Origin of the sequence: Mogibacterium neglectum (assembly GCF_030644205.1) — a bacterium.
GTDB classification, from domain to species: domain Bacteria; phylum Bacillota; class Clostridia; order Peptostreptococcales; family Anaerovoracaceae; genus Mogibacterium; species Mogibacterium neglectum.
The window spans coordinates 513,517-534,394 of the sequence record NZ_CP128647.1; the positions used below are offsets into that span (position 1 = coordinate 513,517).

At 40.9% G+C, this 20,878-nt stretch carries 19 protein-coding genes; 17 read left to right on the top strand and 2 right to left on the bottom strand.

Features of this window, described 5'->3' with window-relative positions; genetic code table 11:
• Positions 1–82: 82 nt before the first annotated feature.
• The 15 genes from tilS to QU661_RS02430 all read left to right on the top strand — a co-directional run bounded on the left by tilS (position 83) and on the right by QU661_RS02430 (position 17,336).
• Entirely contained in the window at positions 83–1,555 is a 1,473-nt protein-coding gene (gene tilS, locus QU661_RS02360) for a tRNA lysidine(34) synthetase TilS (RefSeq protein ID WP_304990162.1), read from the top strand.
• An 87-nt stretch (positions 1,556–1,642) separates the two neighbouring features.
• Entirely contained in the window at positions 1,643–3,844 is a 2,202-nt protein-coding gene (gene ftsH / locus QU661_RS02365) for an ATP-dependent zinc metalloprotease FtsH (protein ID WP_304990163.1), read from the top strand.
• 44 nt (positions 3,845–3,888) lie between these two features.
• Complete coding sequence (locus QU661_RS02370) at positions 3,889–5,460, top strand: PucR family transcriptional regulator (RefSeq protein WP_304990164.1); 1,572 nt, start codon at positions 3,889–3,891, stop codon at positions 5,458–5,460.
• A 1-nt stretch (position 5,461) separates the two neighbouring features.
• Positions 5,462–6,268 (top strand): type III pantothenate kinase, encoded by an 807-nt coding sequence (locus tag QU661_RS02375; protein WP_304990165.1) that lies wholly within the window; start codon positions 5,462–5,464, stop codon positions 6,266–6,268.
• Positions 6,268–7,233, top strand: a complete 966-nt coding sequence (gene dusB, locus QU661_RS02380) for a tRNA dihydrouridine synthase DusB (protein ID WP_304990166.1) — start codon at positions 6,268–6,270, stop codon at positions 7,231–7,233. Before QU661_RS02375 ends, dusB begins: the two co-directional genes overlap by 1 nt.
• A complete protein-coding gene (locus QU661_RS02385; protein ID WP_304990167.1) occupies positions 7,226–8,506 on the top strand; it encodes an ABC transporter substrate-binding protein in 1,281 nt (426 codons plus the stop codon). The genes dusB and QU661_RS02385 overlap by 8 nt, the downstream gene beginning before the upstream one ends.
• Before the next feature lie 63 nt (positions 8,507–8,569).
• The gene (gene pepV / locus QU661_RS02390; protein ID WP_304990168.1) at positions 8,570–9,997 is read left to right on the top strand and encodes a dipeptidase PepV; all 1,428 of its coding nucleotides are present in this window, start codon (positions 8,570–8,572) and stop codon (positions 9,995–9,997) included.
• Between the two features lie 14 nt (positions 9,998–10,011).
• A complete protein-coding gene (gene tsaE / locus QU661_RS02395; protein WP_304990169.1) occupies positions 10,012–10,443 on the top strand; it encodes a tRNA (adenosine(37)-N6)-threonylcarbamoyltransferase complex ATPase subunit type 1 TsaE in 432 nt (143 codons plus the stop codon).
• Complete coding sequence (tsaB, locus tag QU661_RS02400) at positions 10,431–11,171, top strand: tRNA (adenosine(37)-N6)-threonylcarbamoyltransferase complex dimerization subunit type 1 TsaB (protein ID WP_304990170.1); 741 nt, start codon at positions 10,431–10,433, stop codon at positions 11,169–11,171. Before tsaE ends, tsaB begins: the two co-directional genes overlap by 13 nt.
• The gene (gene rimI / locus QU661_RS02405; protein WP_304990171.1) at positions 11,168–11,656 is read left to right on the top strand and encodes a ribosomal protein S18-alanine N-acetyltransferase; all 489 of its coding nucleotides are present in this window, start codon (positions 11,168–11,170) and stop codon (positions 11,654–11,656) included. Before tsaB ends, rimI begins: the two co-directional genes overlap by 4 nt.
• Complete coding sequence (gene tsaD, locus QU661_RS02410; protein ID WP_304990172.1) at positions 11,643–12,659, top strand: tRNA (adenosine(37)-N6)-threonylcarbamoyltransferase complex transferase subunit TsaD; 1,017 nt, start codon at positions 11,643–11,645, stop codon at positions 12,657–12,659. Before rimI ends, tsaD begins: the two co-directional genes overlap by 14 nt.
• A 2-nt stretch (positions 12,660–12,661) precedes the next feature.
• Positions 12,662–14,578, top strand: coding sequence for an ABC-F family ATP-binding cassette domain-containing protein (locus tag QU661_RS02415; protein WP_304990173.1), 1,917 nt, complete (start codon positions 12,662–12,664; stop codon positions 14,576–14,578).
• A 314-nt stretch (positions 14,579–14,892) separates the two neighbouring features.
• The gene (locus QU661_RS02420) at positions 14,893–16,110 is read left to right on the top strand and encodes an iron-containing alcohol dehydrogenase (RefSeq protein WP_304990175.1); all 1,218 of its coding nucleotides are present in this window, start codon (positions 14,893–14,895) and stop codon (positions 16,108–16,110) included.
• Between the two features lie 306 nt (positions 16,111–16,416).
• Positions 16,417–16,644 carry an acyl carrier protein gene (gene acpP, locus QU661_RS02425; protein ID WP_106056433.1) on the top strand — a complete coding sequence of 76 codons (228 nt, stop codon included), beginning with the start codon at positions 16,417–16,419 and terminating at the stop codon, positions 16,642–16,644.
• Between the two features lie 38 nt (positions 16,645–16,682).
• The gene (locus tag QU661_RS02430; protein WP_304990176.1) at positions 16,683–17,336 is read left to right on the top strand and encodes a redox-sensing transcriptional repressor Rex; all 654 of its coding nucleotides are present in this window, start codon (positions 16,683–16,685) and stop codon (positions 17,334–17,336) included.
• A 141-nt stretch (positions 17,337–17,477) separates the two neighbouring features.
• On the opposite strand, the gene QU661_RS02435 is transcribed toward QU661_RS02430, so the two are convergent.
• Positions 17,478–17,645, bottom strand: a complete 168-nt coding sequence (locus QU661_RS02435; protein WP_106056437.1) for a DUF362 domain-containing protein — start codon at positions 17,643–17,645, stop codon at positions 17,478–17,480.
• A gap of 111 nt (positions 17,646–17,756) precedes the next feature.
• Between QU661_RS02435 and QU661_RS02440 the strand changes: the two genes are divergently transcribed.
• Complete coding sequence (locus tag QU661_RS02440) at positions 17,757–18,611, top strand: Asp23/Gls24 family envelope stress response protein (protein ID WP_304990177.1); 855 nt, start codon at positions 17,757–17,759, stop codon at positions 18,609–18,611.
• Positions 18,612–18,790: 179 nt separating this feature from the next.
• Here QU661_RS02440 and QU661_RS02445 read toward each other — a convergent pair whose 3' ends face one another.
• Positions 18,791–19,675, bottom strand: coding sequence for a LysR family transcriptional regulator (locus QU661_RS02445; protein WP_304990178.1), 885 nt, complete (start codon positions 19,673–19,675; stop codon positions 18,791–18,793).
• A 162-nt stretch (positions 19,676–19,837) separates the two neighbouring features.
• On the opposite strand from QU661_RS02445, the gene QU661_RS02450 reads away from it, so the two are divergent.
• Complete coding sequence (locus QU661_RS02450; RefSeq protein WP_304990179.1) at positions 19,838–20,875, top strand: DUF5692 family protein; 1,038 nt, start codon at positions 19,838–19,840, stop codon at positions 20,873–20,875.
• Positions 20,876–20,878: the final 3 nt, after the last annotated feature.

The following is a 20,878-nucleotide window of genomic DNA, read 5'->3' on the forward strand; positions in this document are numbered from 1 at the left end:
CAAGAGTTATATTTTATACATGACAGTATGTTAATGAGATGATTTATAAAGAGCACTTACTAGAAGTTTGCTGGGAATATCTATGAAGGGAATAATTAAAAAAATTATTGATAGTAAAACAATAAAACATGGAGATACGATAATTGTGGGTTTTTCTGGTGGTCCTGATTCTCTGACACTCCTTCATGCGCTAGATTCCGTTAAGGAAGTGCTTGGACTATCAATATATGCGGCTCATATTAATCACCAGATTAGACCCGTTGATTGTGATAAAGAGGCAGAGCATGCTAGAGATATATGTGAAGAGCTTGGTATTCCGTTTAAACTCGTTATTTGCGACTGTAAGGTACTCGCAAAGCTTGAAAAAGTATCGGAAGAAGAGGCTGGTCGTAAGATCCGTTACAAAGCATTTTCAGATATGGCGAATGAAATAGAGCAGTGCGGAACATCTAGAGATAAGATAAAAATAGCCATTGCTCAGAACTCAGACGATCAAGTGGAGACTGTATTGTTCCATATACTGCGTGGCACTGCAGTTCGTGGTCTAACAGGTATACCTATCAGTAGGCTGGATGAGTGTGGCTACATGGTAATTAGACCACTTCTGGGTATAAGTCGAACAGAGATTGAAGAATATGTGGATGACTACGACCTAAAACCTAATATAGATAAGAGCAATGAAAAACCTATATACAGTCGAAATAAGATTAGACTTGAGCTGATACCAGAGCTTGAGAGAGAGTACAATCCTTCACTTAGAAAAGCCGTTTTAAGACTAAGTAAGTCGGCAGCCTGTGATGACGAGTACATGATGAATGAAGCTATGAAGCTCTATGATGAATCTATTTCCGAAAATCATGAATATGGCATTTATAAAATAAGGGCTGCGCATGGAGCACTAAAGAGGCGTATTGCAACAATAATGCTTGAGGCTGAGGGTGTACATCCTACATATGAACTCGTCAATTCAATAGTAGGAATCATCAATTCAGATAATCCTTCGGCAAGCTACAATCTCCCTGGAGGTAAGGTGGCAGAGCGCAGGTATGATAATCTAGTGTTTTCGCAGGAAAAACATGGAGATGATTCTTATACAGAGTCGGAAAGTTGGGATATAACAGATATTTCTATAAGTTCTATCTCTATTGCTGAATATCTAGGTATTAGAGGTGGTTTAAATGGTAGCAAAGAGAAGAGAGCTCTATATGCAGCGTTTGACTTAGACAAATTGATTCGTGAGAGAGGGCTTGAAACGGAAATAGTTTGTGCGACAAATGTACGTTCGCAGCTTGGCATTAACCTGCGTACAAGGAAGTCTGGGGACTACATTAGAACTGGAAATGGCAGTAAAAAGTTACAGGATTTTTTAGTGGATGAGAAGGTTCCAAAGAGTTCACGAGATGAAATAAAATTAGCTGTAATAGGTAGCGAGATATTGTGGATTTTGCCAGATGAAATGTTTAGATCAGAGAGATACAAGATTAAGGGGAAATATTCACAAAAATATCAGATTGACGACAGTTCAGAGCGGGTTTTGTTTCTTGAACTGCGCTAATACGTATGATAAAATAACACGACAGTTTGTGTAAAATAACAAATTTCAGACCAAAAAAATTATTTAAGAATATGAGGGGTACGATAATTGAAGAGATTTACTAAGAATTTTGCGATATATTTGGTTATATTCGTGGTGGTTCTCGGAGTGGCTTTTTTCTACAAGGGAGCAGATGGTGCCAGGAAGACGGCTGAAGTGAAATTCTCAACATTTGCAACTCACCTCGAAAAGGGGAAGTATAAAACGATAAATATAACGGACCGCAAGATGACAGCAACGCTAAAGAATGGCAACAAGGAATACGCCTATGCTCCATCGGTTGTTGAGATTAGCTGGCTTGAGAACAGCTATGTGTTCCCGCAAGTTAAGACTGGTAAGTTGAAGCTTTCTAGCGATCCTCCTCAGAGTAGTGTGAACTTCTTCTCACTACTACCGACTATTATTATGGTTGTCGCACTTGGATTCCTGTTCTACTTCATGATGAGTCAAGGTGGTAACAATAAAGCATTCCAGTTCGGCAAGAATAGAGCTAAGTTATACAAAGAAAATGGTAAGAATATACGTTTTGCAGATGTAGCAGGATTAAAGGAAGAAAAAGAGGAACTCGAGGAGATTGTTGATTTCCTCAAGAATCCTTCTAAGTATTCTAATCTGGGGGCTAGAATTCCTAAGGGAGTACTGCTTGTAGGAAACCCTGGTACTGGTAAGACTTACATCTCTAGAGCCACAGCTGGGGAAGCTGGAGTTCCGTTCTTTACGATTTCAGGTTCTGACTTCGTTGAGATGTTTGTAGGTGTGGGTGCATCTCGTGTAAGGGATTTATTCGATCAAGCAAAAAAGAATGCACCGTGCATCATATTCATAGATGAAATTGATGCAGTAGGACGTAAGAGAGGTGCGGGCCTTGGCGGTGGAAATGATGAACGTGAGCAGACACTTAACCAGCTCCTAGTTGAGATGGATGGATTTGATGGAAATTCAGGGATTATCATTTTGGCTGCTACAAATAGACCTGATGTATTAGACCCTGCACTACTTCGTCCAGGAAGATTCGATAGACAGATTGTAATCGGCATGCCTGATGTTAAAGCGAGAGAGGAAATTTTCAAAGTACATACCAAAAACAAACCACTTGCAGACGATGTTACTATTGAGATTCTCGCAAGGAGGACACCCGGATTTTCACCGGCAGATATTGAGAATCTGGTCAACGAAGCTGCGCTTTTAACCGCTAGACGTAATGGTACTAAGATTAGAATGGATGAAATTGAGGAGGCTACTACTAAGGTAATGGCCGGACCTGCAAAGAAATCTAGAGTGATTTCGGAGGGAGAGCGTAAGCTCACTGCGTACCACGAAGCTGGACATGCAATAGTTATGAAGGCTATCCCTAATTCCGACCCAGTTCATCAAATTACTATCATACCTAGAGGTATGGCTGGTGGATTCACGATGTCGCTTCCTGAAGACGAAAAGTTCTTCATGACAAAAGGTGACATGGTTAATATGATTAAGCATCTCCTAGGCGGTAGAGTTGCAGAAGAGCTTAAGCTTGATGACATTAGCACTGGTGCAAGTAATGACCTTGAGCGTGCAACAGGTATAGCTAGACAGATGATTACAAAGTATGGATTTAGTTCAAAGCTCGGTCCGGTGAGCTTTAGTTCAAGCGACGAAGTTTTCCTTGGGAAGGATTTTTCAACAAGACAGAATTACTCTGAGGAAACAGCTTCAGAAATCGATGCTGAGATTAAACACATACTTGAGAGCTGCTACGAAGCTACCACTAATATTCTTAAGGAGAATGACGAAGCGTTCGAAAGAGTTGCGCAGGCACTTCTACTCATCGAGACACTAGATGGAGAACAGTTTAATGATCTCTATGAAGGCAAAATCACACCAGAAGAACTTGCTGAGAATGTAAAAGCTCGTGACGAAGAGATTGAAGAGTTAAATAAGGCTGAGGCAAAAGAAAGCGAAAGACTCGAGGAGGAGAGACGCCAGGAAGCAGAGGAGAGATTAAAGGAGCTACAGTCTGTTATCGTGGGCGATTTAAAGTTTGAAGACTCAACTTTTGCAGAAGAAAACAAGCTTGCAGATAAGCAAGCTTCGGAAAAGCCAGCCGAAGAACAGAATACAAAGTCTAACGAAGGATGGCCGGAGACTGAAGCAGAATCGAAAGACCCTAGTGTTAAAGAAGATTTAGGTATAGATGCGGATGTAAAGACGGAATCAGAGCCTGAATCAAAAGACGAAACTAAGAATGATACGGAATCGTACAAAGAGTAAAAGAGTATTAGACTCTGAGTCAAAGAAATTGAAGGAGCAACAAAATGAGGATAACTGTAGAAGATTGCCTTAATCTAGATGCGTTCAAAGGAAGCACCGTAATTTCCTGCAAGAGAAAGATGGATAGAAGAGTGCGAACTATCTCGGTTTTCGATGAAATCGATTACGATAAGGGGATTGAGCGTAACGGAGTAAAAGAACAGATGGTCCTTACTCATTTCTGGAATTGCAAGGATGATATTGATGCGCAGTGCCGAATTGTCGTTGGTTTTGGTAAAAAGGCAATCGCTACACTGGTAATATTCCTACATGAGGAGGGTGTTAGAGCTATAGACCAAAAGGTGATAAAGACAGCTGAGGAAAATGGTCTTCTGATTATCGTCATTCCAGATGATAAAGAGACTACTTATGCTGTGCTTATGGAGCAGGTGCTTGATAAAATCTTGTACGGGCACAACTACAGTGACAACATTTTAAACAACACAATTTATCATCTTCTTAACTTTGAAAAGCATAGAAACTTCCAGAGTGCACTTAAGGAAGCGGCTATAAATAACGACTATCAGGCTATCTTGATGACCTCAGAGTTTAATCCAATCCTCACGATTGAAACTCGTCACGAAGAGACTATTGATAATGCTATAGTTCAGGCCAAGAAAATGGATGTGTCACACTCTACTATGTTCACTCAGGTCAATATAAATGATGTGATCACTTACTGGGGCACTATAGATATAAATAACGAGAAGCATATTCTGATGATTGTTGACAATGAGGATAACTATTCTGCTACGGAAATCAAAAAGCTAGCAGAGATTATCGAGCTTGCGATGGGTATGTGGAAGTACACCCCTGAGAGAGATTCAAGAGCTGAATTTATCAAGTCAGCTATAAGAGGGGATTTGACATTCTGCTATACTCTAATTGATGAGGCGGGACTCAAAGGCAAGCAGTTTGTCAGTGTATTCTATGCGAATGGGATAAACAACAGAGCCTCTCAGGATATTCTCGAGAGATATAAATCCGACAAGGGTTTTGGCATACTTCCTCTAATTGAAGGAAATGAATTTTATGGTATGATTTATGCCGATGCGGGTGAAGAGAAAGGTGTTCAGCTCAAGAATGATTGCCTCAGAATGTACGATGATCTCAAGGAAGGCCGTAAAGACGTAAGAATTTTCCACTCAACGGGTATCGAAGAGCTCGACAGCGCAGTAGATGGTTTCAAGATGATTAATGAAACCTGGAACAACGTAGAATCTGTTTTCCCTTATAAGAGAGTGTTTACTAAGTACGAGATGTCGATGGTTTGTAACTGTATCAATATTCAGATGCAGAGTAGCGTGCTCAAGAAGATTTATCTAGATTTACTCGAGCCGTTTGAGAGAGAAGTATCTTTAAATAAGGGAAGGTTACTTCTTGAGACGCTAGAAACATTCGTCCTTGATGCTGGAATGAACAGTAACAAGACTGCGGAGTTTATGAATATTCATAACAACACAGTTCAATACAGACTAAAGCGAATCAATGAGATTCTCGGAGCAGAGCTAACAGGAAACAGAATTATCCCAGGGCTAACTATGGCACTAGCTCTAAGGAGAATGGAGGATCACTAAAATGCTCCTAGCTGTAGATGTAGGAAATACAAATATAGTGATAGGCGTGTTCAGCAAGTCGCAGCTCATTACGAGCTGGCGACTTGCTACTGATAGCAGGCGAAGTGCAGACGAGTATGGGATTCTAGTCGAGCAGATGTTCAGACATGAGGGGATTGACCCGTCTGATATCGACGATGTAATTATATCCACTGTCGTGCCTTCGCTGCTTTTTGCCTTACAGCACATGTGCTATAAGTATTTGCATGTATCACCGCTTGTTGTTGAAACAGGGGTGAAGACAGGACTTAAGATTAAATGCGACGATCCCCGCCAAATCGGTTCTGATAGGATTGTAAACGCCGTTGCTGCACATCACAAGTACAAGAGCCCACTAATAGTCATCGACTTTGGAACAGCTACAACTTTCTGCGCTATAACTGAGGATGGAGACTATCTAGGGGGTACAATTGCACCTGGAATAAAAATTTCAGCAAAGGCACTTTTCGAGCAGACGGCTAAGTTACCACACGTGGATTTGGAAGTTCCAGGAAACATGATTTGCAAGAATACCATTGAAGGCATGCAATCGGGACTAGTATACGGTCATATGGGTCTTACCGAATACATTGTTGAAGGTATGAAAAAAGAGCTCGTTGAAGATTACGGGAAAGAGTATGATGCCATTAAAGTTATCGCGACAGGAGGTCTTGCTCCAATGGTAGAGAATGGCGTTAAATGTATAGATGTTATTGAAAAGAGACTTACACTCGATGGTCTAGTACTCATCTATGAAAAAAATAAATCACAGAGGAAGAAACGTTACTAATGTCAGGTAACAGATATATTATTGGCGATGTTGAGCTACCGAATCCGTTTTTATTAGCACCGCTTGCAGGTGTCACAGATGCCGTTATGAGGCGGCTTTGCGAGGAACAGGGTGCGGCGATGACTTGCACTGAGATGGTGAGTGCAAAAGGTCTATATTATGGAGATAGGAAGACCCCAAAGCTCCTTTACATACCACCAGAGTCTGGGATAACAGCAGTTCAGATTTTTGGCAGCGAACCTGATGTGATGTCATATGCGGCATCAGCTTTGAACTCGGAACCCAATAGGATTCTTGATATTAATATGGGTTGCCCGGTCCCTAAGGTGGTAAAGAACGGTGATGGTGCGGCTCTGATGAAGGATTCTGACCTCGTCTATGATATCGTATATGCGGTTGTGAAGAACTCTGATAAACCGGTTACAGTTAAGATAAGAAAAGGGTTCGATGATGAGTCTATCAATGCGGTAGAAGTTGCAAAAGCTATATCTAGTGCAGGTGCATCTGCTGTTGCAGTGCACGGCAGAACCCGCGAGCAGTACTATTCTGGTGAGGCTGACTGGGATATCATCAGACAAGTAAAAGAAGCTGTAGGTATACCGGTTATCGGTAACGGAGATGTATTTACGGGTGAAGACGGTGTACGCATGATAAAGGAGACTGGATGTGACTTTGTCATGGTAGCAAGAGGGGCTATGGGAAATCCCTGGATATTTAAAGAATTAAACGCAGCGCTCCATGGTGAGGAGACACCACCTCGCCCGACTGTAAGAGAGTTAAGTCTGATGATGACTAGGCACCTAAACGAACTAGTTCAATTAAAGGATGAATATTCGGCGGTAAGAGAGATGAGAAAGTTTATCGCATGGTATACTAAAGGGGTGAAAGGAGCAGCCAAACTCCGTGGTAAGATTAACAACATTGAAACACATGCAGAGATGAAAGAGGCTTTGAACATTGAGTAATAAGAAGAAACTTAAAGCGGTATCTATTGCGCTAGCAATGTTTATGATAGCTAGTGTACTTGGTGGATGCACGACCTTTGACAATTTCAAAAAGACTTTTGTAGACAAGCAGGTAGTCGGTGATGATAACATCATAACCATTGGTATATATGAGCCTAGCTCTGGAGAATTTAAAGAGCGAGGCGAAGAGGAAATCAGAGGAATTGAGCTCGCGAATTCTATTTATAACAATGTAAATGGAATTAAGATTAGACTTGTTATAGTAGACAATCAGTCGGATGTCAATTCAGCGAAAGGTGCGATACAGAACCTCATAAAAATGAAACCATCTGTAATACTAGGAAGCGCTGGCGAGTCAAACTCTATGGTTGCATCTCCATATATTGAGGCTGCGAAGATCCCAACTATTACACCGTCTGCAGTGAATCCGCTGATAACCGAGAACAACAAATATTACTTCAGGGCATCTATCACTGAGTCACAGCGAGGGGCGGGATTAGCTGAATACGTTTATAGTGTGCTCGGGTCTAGAAAAATCGCGGCGATATCTATGAAGAATGACAGTGCTAATACTGCCATGCAGAGAGGCTTCAACTCCAAGATTAGCGAGCTAGAGCAGAGCTCAGCAGGTGACTCTTCTTCAGCCATTTCTTCCATAGTCTACCAGAAGTCTGTTGACGTCAATTTTGAAAGCTATGGTAAATTAGTTAAAAGTATAAAGAAATCTGGAGCAGATGTTGTAGTTGTACCGTTTGGAGCAGAGAATTCCGACAAGCTATTCTCGGAGATAGAAAAAGATAATCTAGAGAAGAAGATAACTTTCGTAGGAAGTTCAAACTGGAATGGTGAGGACTTCACTGAGATGATGAAGAGGCATCCAAAGATTAAAGTTGTATTTCCATCAGACTCTGTGTTTAGTGGTGGAAAAACAACGACAAAATCTGTAACGGCTGAGACTCAGAGATTTATTATTGAGTATGCAAAAAAGTACGGTAATGATTCCGAGCCGACGAGTAATGCTGCACTTGGATACGATTCTTATTTACTTGCGATTAATGCCATTAACAGAGCAAATTCTAAGAAACCTGAAGACATACGAAAGGCCTTATCAGAACTATCAGATGTAAGAGGTGCGACTGGTGTATTCACTTTTGATAAGGATGGAAATCCTATCAAGGCAGTAAACCTATCAACAATTAAGTCTGGAAAGGTTATTTCGCTATATGTAACCAACGACAAAACTACAGCGGAAAACATGGGAAAGATTAAGTAAGTGTAATCAGGTATTTAGATAAATATTTTTTGTACGGAATGCTTTGCAGCAATAGGTAACAAAATGAATTATATAGAGTGTTTAGAAAAATCACAATCTGAGATGATTGAGGAACTTGCAAAGCAAGTAAGAATTGACAGTGTTAAGTCAGAACCCGTAAGAACACCTGACGGGGAACTGTACCCGTTTGGACAGGGTGTTCAGGAGTCTCTTACGGAGCTGCTTAACCTTGGTGAGCACATGGGCTTTGAGGTTCATAATTATGATAACTATGTTGGAGAAATTATTTTCCCTGGTGACCCAGGGGAAGAATCGTTTGGTATAGTAGGACACCTCGATGTAGTTCCTGTGGCTGATGATTGGAAACATGGACCATTTAATCCCGTGATTGAAAATGGTTTTATGTATGGACGTGGTACAGCTGACGACAAGGGACCTGTTATCGCTGCACTTTTCGCTATGAAAGCGATTAAAGATGCAGGCATCATCCCTAAGAAAACTATTAAACTGATTGCTGGTCTCGACGAAGAGACTGGCAAGGAAAGTGCAATTTATTACAGAGAAGTTGCAAATATGCCTGATTTTGGAATCACTCCGGATGCGGACTTTCCTGTAATTAATGGCGAGAAGGGGATCCTTATCTTTGATATCGCACAGAAGCTTAAAAAGCATACCGTAAAGGACGGTCTCGTGTTAAGCAAGGTTCAGGGTGGGCTTGCAGCAAATGCAGTCCCAGCACGTGCTAGAGCGGTTATAGCATCAGATAATAGGTCGAGATATGACGAGATCATTGCTCTCGTTAAATCATATAGCGAAGAGAGCGGATACGATGTTACCGCTAAAAAGACTGGAACATCATTAGCTGTTGAGGCTCGTGGAGTCGCAGCGCACGGATCAGTTCCAGAGAAAGGCCTCAATGCTATAAGTATTCTCATGGAATTCCTTGGTAAGCTCGACCTAGCTGGAGACGATGTAACAGAGTTTATCGACTTCTATAATGACCACATTGGGTTTGATTTAAATGGGGAACGACTAGAATGCCAGTTTGAAGATGATCCGTCAGGCAAGGTGATTGTAAATGTAGGAACGATCGATATAAATGATGAAGTTGCCACTATGAAGGTGAACATTAGGGTCCCAGTGACATGTGAAAACTCAGCTGTGCTGAGCGGTATTGAAAGCGTTCTAGGACCGAATCAAGGCATAGTAAAGGGTACAGACGACAAGGCAATATATGTTGACCCTGAGGATGATTTCGTAAAAACACTTATGGAAGCATATAGAGATTACTCAGGGGATTTAGACAGCGAACCGATAGTAATCGGTGGAGGGACATATGCTAAGCACTTTGATGGGATATTGGCGTTTGGAGGACTCTTCCCATGGGAGGATGATTGTATGCACATGTCGGATGAGAGAATCTCTCTTGATTCGTATGACAAGATGGCAAAGATATATGCTTCGACCATATATAAGCTTTGTTGCAAGTAGGGATTAGACGAGATATGAGTGTTCATGAACAGATTGTTTATATAAAAAATGAGCATGATACTGAAGAGTTTGGGATTAAGCTGGCTTCTACATTAGAACCTGGTGATATTGTAGCTCTAATTGGGGATCTTGGAACGGGCAAGACTACTTTGACGAAGTATATTGCAAAGGGACTCGGAGTTACTGAGGCTATCGATAGTCCAACCTTCAATATTGTTAAGGAACACAAGAGCGGTAGATTACCGCTCTTCCATTTTGATGTATATAGATTATCTAGTGGTGATGAACTTCTAGACATCGGAGCTGATGAGTATTTCTACGCAGCTGGAGTATGCATAATTGAGTGGGCTGATGTAGTTTCGGATGTCGTACCTGAAAAGGCAAAAGTGATATTGATAGATTATGGTGAAAAGCAAGGGGAGCGAGTTTATAGATGTATATTCTAAGCATTGAGACAACAGGAAAGTACGGTTCGGTTGCACTTATAGATAGTGATGGTAATATCACTTCAAAAAACTCCAATGAGGAGATGAATCACCTTAAGGATATCATGTTTCTTGCCGACGAGTGCCTTAAGGCAAAAGGTATAGAATCAACTTCTATCGATGCTGTTGCAGCTTCTATAGGTCCTGGTTCGTTTACAGGTATAAGAATTGGTGTATCTACTGCTAGGGGAATCGCAGAAATGCTTAATATACCTTGTATTTCGATATCTTCTCTAGAGGGAATGGCGGCTCTAGCTGATGCTCATGTGCGTGAAGAGGTAAGGTTCTTTGCACCTATCATAAATGCGAGAAGGGGACAGCTTTATGGTGCACTTTTTAAGAAAAGTGGTGCTAAGTATGAAGCTGTACTTAGTGAAAAGCAGTATATGATAGACGAGTTTTTGGAAGAACTTAAAAAAATAGATGCCGTGGAGAAGCAGATTATCTTTATAGGCGATGGTATAGATGCGTATGAGGAGGAAATTCGTGAAGCCGGGGAATATAGATTAGCGGATGAAGACTGGCGGTATCAGGATGCTGCTTCAGTGACTAAACTAGCACTTCAGAATTATGAAAGCAGCAATATAATCTCTTACGATGAGCTACTTCCTAACTATATGAGAAAGAGTGAAGCGGAGATGAGACTTGAATCAGGTACTCTCAGCAACAAGATAGGTAATCTCAGATGATAATGAATACATGTGAGAATAAGCAGGGAATTAAAGTCCGAATTGCAGAGTTCTCGGATTTAGATGATATATACAAGTTAGACGTGGCGACGTTTGCAATGCCGTGGAGCAAGAAGGCGCTGAACTACGATATCCTAGAAAACGATAATGCTTTCGTTATTGTTGCTGAGTATGAAGATAAATTTGCAGGGTACGCAGATATATGGATCGTAATGGACGAGGCTGACCTGAATAGCATCGCGGTTAGCATCAACTTCAGAAGGAAGGGGATCGGGGATGCGATTATGATAGCGATGACTGAAATGCTTGCATCAAATGGCGTGGAGACCATTAACCTAGAGGTTAGAGTGAGTAATGTGCCTGCAATAAGACTTTATAAAAAATACGGATTTAAGGAGTGCGGAGTGCGCCCAGGGTATTATCTGGATAATGGCGAGGATGCACTGATTATGAAGAGGGAGACAGTTGATTATGCACGACAATAAGCATATTACGCTGGGAATAGAATCGAGCTGCGATGAGACGGCAGTGGGCATCGTTGCAGATGGGCGCGAGGTGCTCGCAAATGTCATTTCATCTCAGATTGATATACATACGAAGTTTGGGGGAGTGGTACCTGAAATTGCTTCGAGGCGTCACCTTGAGAATATAAACGACGTAATAGAACAAGCGCTAAATGAGGCTGGAATTACAATGGATGAGGTTGATCTCATCGGGGTGACGTATGGACCAGGGCTTGTTGGTGCGCTTCTTGTTGGCGTGGCAACGGCAAAAGCTATGGCATGGGCGCGAGGTATCCCACTAGTAGGAGTAAATCATATGCATGGTCATATTGCATCAAACTATCTGGAATATAAGGAGCTTAAACCACCTTTTATCGGCTTAGTGGTATCTGGCGGACATACAAATATCATCAAAGTCGATGATTATAACGAATGTGAGATACTCGGAGCGACAAGGGATGATGCGGCCGGTGAAGCTATGGATAAGGTAGCGAGGGTGGTTGGACTAGGCTATCCAGGCGGACCAAAGATAGATAAAGCTGCCCGCGAAGGTAATAGAGATGCAATCGAATTTAAAAGGGTATATCTCGAGGAGGGAAGCTATGATTTTAGTTTCAGCGGACTTAAGACTCAGGTGATAAACTACGTAAACAGCGAGAGACAAGCAGGTAGGGAGATAAATGTACCTGACCTAGCGGCTTCGTTTCAGGAATCAATTATGGAAGTCATAGCGGATAAGGCGATTAGCGCTGCAACCTCATCTGGAAATAATAAAATCGTAGTGGCTGGTGGTGTTGCTGCTAACAGCAGACTTAGAGAATTACTAGAGAGCAAGGGTGAAGCTGCAGGCATCGAAATTCTAAAGCCTGCTCAGATTCTCTGCACTGATAATGGTGCGATGATCGCTTGTTCTGCATATTATCAGATGAAGAAAGGAGAGTTCGCGGACATGTCATTAGATGCGTGCCCCGGACTGGAGTTTTAACTATGCTTGTAATGTCGGCAAAAGATATATGCAAGTCATACGGAACAGACATAATCATTGAAGATGTGTCGTTTTCTGTAAATAAAGGTGATAAGGTTGGAATCGTCGGACCAAACGGTGCTGGGAAAACCACTTTGCTAAGCATAATTGCTGGCGAGAATGAACCGACAAGCGGCGATGTTTTTATTCGTAGTGGATATGTCGTCGGGTATCTCAAACAGAAGGATCATTTTTTCTCAGAAGGAACGGTTCTCGAAGAAGCTACGAAGACTTTCACGCACTTTTACGAGATGGAAGAAGAGATTTCTGTTCTAGAAAAGGCAATTTCCGATACGAATAATCCGAGATTTGATCAAGACCTAGAAGCTTATACCCATCTTATGGATGAGTATAAGGCGATGGGTGGATATTCGTACAAGAGCGAACTTATCGGTGTTCTGGCGAGTATGGGATTTGGTGAAGACACTCATGATAAGGAGATAAGCATGCTTTCTGGTGGTGAGAGAACAAGGCTTGCTTTGGCTTGCATGATGCTTCAAAAGCCAGATATCCTCATGCTTGACGAACCAACTAACCATCTTGATCTTAAGATGCTTGCTTGGCTTGAGTCATTCCTAAAGACATATAAAGGTACGATAATTGTCATATCTCACGACAGATATTTTCTGGATAAGATAGTGAATCGCATATTTGACATGCGTGAAACTCAACTTATAGATTATCGCGGAAATTACTCTGAATATCTTATAAAGCGCAGTGAGCGTGAAGAGGTTATGAGACGAGAGTACGAGAAGCAACAGAAGGAAATCGCTCGTCAGGAAGAGATAATCCGCAGGTTTAAGCAACACAATACAGAACATCTCGTCAAGAGGGCGCAGTCCAGAGAGAAGCGACTTGCACATCTAGAAGTACTAGATAAACCGTCATTAAGTCAGGCCGAACTGAAGCTATCATTTGATGCTGACTTTCAGAGTGGTAAGGATGTAATAATGACAGAAGAGCTGTCTAAAAGCTTTGGAGAAAAGCAGCTTTTTAGAGATGTCAAGTTCGATATCAAGAGCGGAGAAAAGGTATGCTTTATCGGCGAGAATGGTGTTGGCAAGACTACCCTTCTACGCATCATTATGGGCGAGGAAGAAGCAGATGATGGATATCTAAAAATAGGGCATAATGTCGATTTCGGATATTATGACCAAGGACAGCTGCTGCTTGATGAAAATGAGACCGTATTAGGAGAGATGAAAAATGCATATCACCTATATACGGACACGGAAATGCGAAATATCCTCGGTAGATTCCTGTTTAGAGGAGATGACGTATTCAAGAGCGTCTCATCGCTTTCGGGAGGCGAGAAGGCGAGATTATCGCTTCTAAAGCTAATGCTATCTGGTGCCAATACCCTAATCTTCGACGAGCCGACCAACCATCTTGACATAGAGTCAAAAGAGATTGTTGAGTCCGCGATTATGGAATTTAAAGGAACTGTACTCATCGTATCTCATGACAGATATCTGCTTAGCAAGATTCCAGACAGAATCCTCGAGCTCAGGCACGAAGGAATAAGAGAGTACAAAGGTAAGTTTGATTACTACCTCGAGAAGAGTGCTGAGTTCGACAAACAGGATATTGAGGCAGGTGAAGCTGAAGATGCAAATGATGAATTAAGTGCTGAAGAAGAGCGTAGGCTCAGGAAGGAACGTGAAGCTGAGGAGAGACGCAGATCTCGCAGGGTAGCTGAGTTAGAATCAATTATTCACGATATCGAGGGCAAGATTGATGAAATTGAGACCGAGATGTGTAAGCCTGAACACGCTTCTGATGTATTTTACCTCCGAAAGGCAGGAGAAAAGGCAGATGACTACAAGACGGAGCTCGAGAGCGTATATGACGAATGGCTTAGTTTACAGGAAGACGCATAAGTGACAAATCTTAATAATGTATGTGAAGGGCTGCCGAGTGCAGTATTTTTTCATGTCCATTTGTACAATCTGAAAGAAGATTTATCTATTTTATAAACTTAATGAATAGAGTGCTCGATATAATAACTTTCAATATGTGAAATTCGTTTAGCCGAACAATTATATAAAATGAAAGAAAGATGTCTTTCCATTAAAAATTTTTATAATAATGACTAATTCTATCTTTGATAATAATTTATCACAACCATTAATTCTGTGATATAATCTTGTTAAGAATATATCAATTATTGGTATGTATTGAGGAGGTATTCGAGATGATGAGATTTACAAACCCTAGAGATTTATATCATGGAAAAGGTGCTTTAGAGGCACTCAAATCACTAAAAGGTAAGAAGGCTGTTATCTGCGTGGGTGGTGGGAGTATGAAGCGGTTCGGTTTCCTAGATAAAGCTCAGCAGTATCTAAAAGAAGCGGGTATGGAGGTGGCTTTAATCGAGGGGATTGAGTCAGATCCATCTGTAACGACTGTGATGGAAGGTGCTCGCAAGATGCTCGAATTTGAGCCTGACTGGATTGTTGCAATTGGCGGAGGATCACCGATTGATGCGGCAAAAGCAATGTGGATTAAGTACGAGTATCCAGAATGTACATTTGAGGATATGTGCAAGGTGTTTGGACTTCCAGAGCTTCGCAAGAAGGCGCATTTCTGTGCAGTATCCTCTACATCTGGAACGGCTACAGAGGTTACGGCATTCTCTATAATTACTGACTACGACAAGGGTATCAAATATCCTCTCGCAGATTTTCAGATTACTCCAGACGTAGCTATCGTCGATCCGGATCTTGCTGAGACAATGCCTCAGAAGCTTGTGGCACACACAGGAATGGATGCACTTACACATGCGATAGAGGCCTTCGTATCATTAGTTGCATCTGACTATACAGATGCACCGGCTCTATATGCAATGCAGATGATTAAGAGGACACTCGTTTCGTCATATGAAGGAGATATGGAAGCAAGGGATGCTATGCATAATGCACAGTGCCTAGCTGGAATCGCATTCTCGAGCGGACTACTCGGAATAGTGCACTCAATGGCACATAAGACAGGCGCTGCATTTGATGATTATGGTGCGCACATCATCCATGGTGCTGCTAATGCGATGTATTTGCCAAAGGTTATAGCATTCAATGCGAAGGATGAGAGAGCAGCTGAGAGATTTGCTGTGATTACAGATACACTTAAGTTAGGTGGAGAGAGCAGAGATGAGAAGATTAAGAATCTGATTGAATGGCTAAGAGGTATGAATGATGCTTTAAATATACCGCACTGCATCAAGCACTACGGTGCGGATAGCTATCCAGTAGAGCAGGGATTTGTTCCAGAGAATGTATTCCTAGCAAGATTGCCTGAGATTGCAAAAAATGCTATCCTCGATGCTTGTACGGGCGCAAATCCTCGCAAAATCAAACAGGAAGAGATGGAAAAGTTGCTTAAGGCTTGTTACTACGACACTGAAGTAGATTTTTAAGTCTCAATGATGCATTATTTATTACTTTATTTATATGCAGCATCTAACTATTCGAGGAGTGTTCTCAATTAATAAAGGCTTGAGGGCTGTGGTGTGATCACAGTCCTCTTTTTCTGAAAATGCATGGTTATATCAGTGTAAAATGCAAATAAATTCTGAATCTCTAAATGAAGTTCTCAAAATATGAGAAATATATGTAATAATTTACTTTTATCGTGATTAATATGCATATGGTTGATAAAAAACTTGCAAGAATTGATTGTATAATTTATAATTAGCTTTGAATTTCAAAAGGAGGTTAGAGCTATGACTTTTGATACAATCAGAGATATAGTAGTCGAGCAGCTTGGCGTAGATGCTGACATGGTTCAGATGGACACCAACTTGATGAAAGATCTCGAAGCAGATTCACTTGATGCTGTAGAAATCATTCTAGGCGTTGAGGAAGCTTTCGGTCTAGACATTCCAGATGAAGAAGCTGAGAAGTTTGAGACTGTTAAGGATTTAGTAGAGTACGTAGATTCACACAAGTAAGAAACACGAAAATTGTCGAGTTGGGGTGGGAAGTATTTATGAAAAGCAACAACACAAGGGTATCTAATGCGATTATCCGCAGATTACCAAGATATAGAAGATATCTAAACGAACTCCGCAAGAAGGGTATTAAGAAAATCTCTTCTAATGAACTAAGTGAGCTTATTGGTTATACTGCATCTCAGATTAGACAGGATCTCAATACATTTGGTGGCTTTGGTCAGCAGGGATACGGTTATTCAGTTGATTCTCTATTCCATGAGATTAACAAGATTTTGGGTCTTGATCGTGAGTACAAGACTATCGTAGTTGGTATTGGTAATCTTGGTCAGGCAATCACGAACTACACATATTACTACAAGATTGGGTTTAATATCGTTGGTCTTTTCGATGTTAATCCAAAGCTGGTAGGTCTAAGTATCAATGATGTACTTGTTCGAGATTTTTCTGAGATGAGCGATTTTGTAAAGGAAAATGACATAGATATTGCGATTATCTGCGTTAACCGTGAAAATGCACAGAAAGTCACAGATGTCCTTGTCGATGCAGGTATAGAGGGAATCTGGAATTTTGCTCCAGTAGATCTCAATGTGCCAAACGATGTCGCTGTTGAGAATGTGCATCTAAGTGATAGCTTGCACACACTATCGTTCTTAATCAGAAGCAATGAGCTAGAAGATGCTGAGAAGTAAATAATTAGACATAATGCAATTAAATGAAATGGCTGGGCGGTATCCAGCTATTTCATTTTTTTCTTTGGCTGTATAGGACATAAAAAATTCCCCTGCGCAAAGCGCAGGGGAATTTTATACCTTTGGTATATCCCTAACAGACTACTCCTGAGCAGGTGCTCCTACTGGACATACATCTGCGCAAGCTCCGCAGTCAATGCAAGTATCTGCATCGATAACGTAAGGTGTTCCTTCTGTAATAGCCTCTACTGGGCAACCATCCATGCAAGCACCACAGCTGATGCAATCTTCACTAATCTTATAAGCCATAATGACCCTCCTATGATAAACTGTTCATTTAATTTCTTTATCAGCATTGTAACATGGTATAATGGGTTTGATAAAGTTAACTTTTTGTGAAGTTTCAAGGACTAACGTTATATGAAGGTATACTCATTTACTGGAAAAAGTGGGACAGGCAAAAGCTATCAAGCAATTAGAGTTGCTAAGGGAAAGGGAATTCCTGCACTGATTGATGATGGCCTTTTGATTTATAAAAATAAAATTGTAGCTGGAAAATCAGCCAAGAAGTGTGAATCAAAAGCGAAAGCTATGCGCACTGCACTTTTTAATTATGAAGATCATCGAAGCGATGTGCAGAAGAAGATAAAGGCGCTTAAGATTAAGAAACTACTCGTACTCGGAACGTCTGACCATATGGTGGACATAATAACCGATACGCTGGAAATACCGAGAGCGATAGAGAGACTTTACATTGAAGATTATACAAGTTCAGGTGAACGTGAACTTGCTTCGGAGCGTCGTTATAACCATGGAGAACACGTCATTCCGGCACCGATGGGGGATTTAAAGCGAGATTTTGCAGGGTACTTCATGAACCCACAGAGATTTCTCAAAAATTGGAATCTTGCTAACGATGAGACAGATAAGTATGAGAAAACTGTGGTCATGCCGCAATACGCTTATAATGGAAATTACACAATCAATGAGAACGTAATTGGTGATATTATCAGAATTGTGGCGAGAAAGTATCGGCGTAACATCAGGGTGACGAATTTTTATAACAATGGTAAGACTGGCAGTTTGGTAATCGAGCTGGATCTAAAAGTCAGGAAGACTGTCGACTGCATGCGCTCCTGTATTATTCTGCAAAGAGATGTAAAACGCAGCATAGAGCAGATGACCTCATTTCAGGTAAAGTGTGTAAATGTTAATATTAAGGAGCTAGTACTCGACCGCGAGATAATGCGTAATCATGGTAGGAAGCAGGCGTGAAGAATCGAAACCCGAAGCTGAAATAGAGAAGGAGTTAGCCGGTAAATTTATCATATTTTCATATTAGAGCACGAAATATAAGAACGATGATTGTATCATCTAAATGCAATGATTAAAAATATCAGCCCGCGGGATATCCCCAGCAGGCTGATGTTTTGTTTATATCACATATATTTATATTATTTTAATTCGAATTGCTTTAGATAGTTTAAATATTTTTTTTCGCTTGAAGATAGTTCATCTATAGGACGATGTCCTATACCGTATACGAATTTTAGATCTGGTTCAATTGGTATAGCCTGTATATTTGAATTGTTTGGTAGATTGTTCGAAAATTCAACAGAATGAAGTGAAATCCCCATTCCAGCCTTTAGTAGCTCAATACTTCCTATTGAACTACCTTCGTACGTAGGACAAAATTCAAGCCCCTGCGCAATCATAGCATCTTTAATAATAGCCTGTAGAGTGGAGTTCCTCCCTGGTATGAGTATCTTCTCGCCAGACAAATCCTTAAGCGATAGGCTGGTTTTATTAGTGAGTGGATGAGATGTATTAAGTAATGCTACAAATTTAGTTTCAACCATTGGCAGGAACTCATAATTCCCAGTTAACTCACTAGGAGGAAATGCCGTAAATAGATTGTATTTTCGTTGTTTGAACATCTCTAACAAGCCTATTTCATCTGCCTCGATAAGATTAAAGTTTATATCGGGTTCAGCAATCATAAATCCAATCATATACCCTGCAAGATCGTAATACTGTGGATTTGAGATAATTCCGACAACGAGTTTATTGTTATCCCGTGAGCTAAATAACTCTAATTCACTCGAGTAAGAGTCGCATAGCCCGATTATCTTTTTTGCATAAGGCAGAAACATGATTCCTGCTTCAGTTAACCTAATTGATCGCGTGGTTCGAATAAATAACTGTGTCCCAAGTTCCTTCTCAAGAATCCTTATATGTTTAGATAATGATGATTGTGATATAAATGAATCCTCGGCAGCCTTGCTAAAATTAAGATTACTAGCCAATAAAATAAATTCTTTTATATGTTCTGTATTCATAACGTGCCTTTCTATCAACGAAGTTATATATTCTAATATGGAATAAATACTATCATATTTTGAATTGCCGGACAACGTGAAATAAGACTACAATTGATAAAAAGATATCAATTACAGATGTCGGATAAAACGTTGCGAATTATTTATTGAAGGAGGCACCAAATGTTTTTCCAGGTTTATGGTGAAAACTCATTTTACCAACTAATTGGATGGGTTATGGTTTTTGCAGGACTTATTATTACAAATGAGATTCAGAGAAGATCTAAGGCAGGGGGCTGCTTTTTCTTTTTCGTGTTACTGGCAGCACTCACTGCTTATTTTATCGCTATCTATATTGGTGCGGCTAATGGTGCTTCCTGGGCGCTTAAGAACCCTACATACGTTCATATGACCAGCTGGTTCCACTATGCTAAGCTCTATGCAGCTACAGCAGGATGTATAGGATTTATGATGCTCAAATACAAGAAGGGCATTGGAAAGACTGAATGGTTTAAAGTCTTTCCGTTTGTAATCGTGGCCATTAATATAGTAATCGCAGTGTGTAGCGATTTCGAGAGTGCAATAAGAGGATCCATTGCACTTGCAAATACAGGCACGAGATGGTGGTTATCCTCTGAGGGTGTATGGCTTTACGGTGGTTGGTGGAATGTCGCAAACGGTGTTGCTGGCATTATAAACATATTCTGCATGACTGGATGGTGGGGGATTTATCAGTCTAAAAAGAAAGATGATATGCTATGGCCGGATATGACATGGGCATACATACTAGCTTATGATGTTTGGAATTTTGAGTATACGTATTTAAATCTTCCAACACATTCGTGGTACTGCGGATTTGCGCTACTATTAGCGCCAACTGTTGCAGCGATGTTCTGGAATAAAGGTGGATGGATTCAGAATCGTGCCAATACACTCGCTACTTGGTGTATGTTCGCACAAGTATTCCCGATGTTCCAAGATTATAGCAGATTCTCCGTAATACCAAGCTTATACGCAGATGGTTTCATGAAGTCCAATATTCACCCAACTGCCGCTGATCCTAGAGCGGGTGGAGTTGTTGCGATCGTTTCAATCCTTATTAACCTTGCAATATTTGCATACATCGTTAAACGAGCAAAGGCTCAAGGTATTAATCCATATAAAAAAGAAGTATTTAAAGGTACTCGTGACTTTGAAGAGGCTATGGCTAGAGCAGCATAATCA

Coding starts and splice junctions, on each gene's coding strand:
- QU661_RS02370 (WP_304990164.1), top strand. CDS start 3,889: ATGAGGATAACTGTAGAAGATTGCCTTAATCTAGATGCGTTCAAAGGA.
- QU661_RS02435 (WP_106056437.1), bottom strand. CDS start 17,645: ATGGCTTATAAGATTAGTGAAGATTGCATCAGCTGTGGTGCTTGCATG.
- QU661_RS02415 (WP_304990173.1), top strand. CDS start 12,662: ATGCTTGTAATGTCGGCAAAAGATATATGCAAGTCATACGGAACAGAC.
- tsaD (WP_304990172.1), top strand. CDS start 11,643: ATGCACGACAATAAGCATATTACGCTGGGAATAGAATCGAGCTGCGAT.
- QU661_RS02440 (WP_304990177.1), top strand. CDS start 17,757: ATGAAGGTATACTCATTTACTGGAAAAAGTGGGACAGGCAAAAGCTAT.
- dusB (WP_304990166.1), top strand. CDS start 6,268: ATGTCAGGTAACAGATATATTATTGGCGATGTTGAGCTACCGAATCCG.
- pepV (WP_304990168.1), top strand. CDS start 8,570: ATGAATTATATAGAGTGTTTAGAAAAATCACAATCTGAGATGATTGAG.
- acpP (WP_106056433.1), top strand. CDS start 16,417: ATGACTTTTGATACAATCAGAGATATAGTAGTCGAGCAGCTTGGCGTA.
- QU661_RS02420 (WP_304990175.1), top strand. CDS start 14,893: ATGATGAGATTTACAAACCCTAGAGATTTATATCATGGAAAAGGTGCT.
- QU661_RS02445 (WP_304990178.1), bottom strand. CDS start 19,675: ATGAATACAGAACATATAAAAGAATTTATTTTATTGGCTAGTAATCTT.
- QU661_RS02430 (WP_304990176.1), top strand. CDS start 16,683: ATGAAAAGCAACAACACAAGGGTATCTAATGCGATTATCCGCAGATTA.
- tilS (WP_304990162.1), top strand. CDS start 83: ATGAAGGGAATAATTAAAAAAATTATTGATAGTAAAACAATAAAACAT.
- tsaB (WP_304990170.1), top strand. CDS start 10,431: ATGTATATTCTAAGCATTGAGACAACAGGAAAGTACGGTTCGGTTGCA.
- tsaE (WP_304990169.1), top strand. CDS start 10,012: ATGAGTGTTCATGAACAGATTGTTTATATAAAAAATGAGCATGATACT.
- rimI (WP_304990171.1), top strand. CDS start 11,168: ATGATAATGAATACATGTGAGAATAAGCAGGGAATTAAAGTCCGAATT.
- QU661_RS02375 (WP_304990165.1), top strand. CDS start 5,462: ATGCTCCTAGCTGTAGATGTAGGAAATACAAATATAGTGATAGGCGTG.
- QU661_RS02450 (WP_304990179.1), top strand. CDS start 19,838: ATGTTTTTCCAGGTTTATGGTGAAAACTCATTTTACCAACTAATTGGA.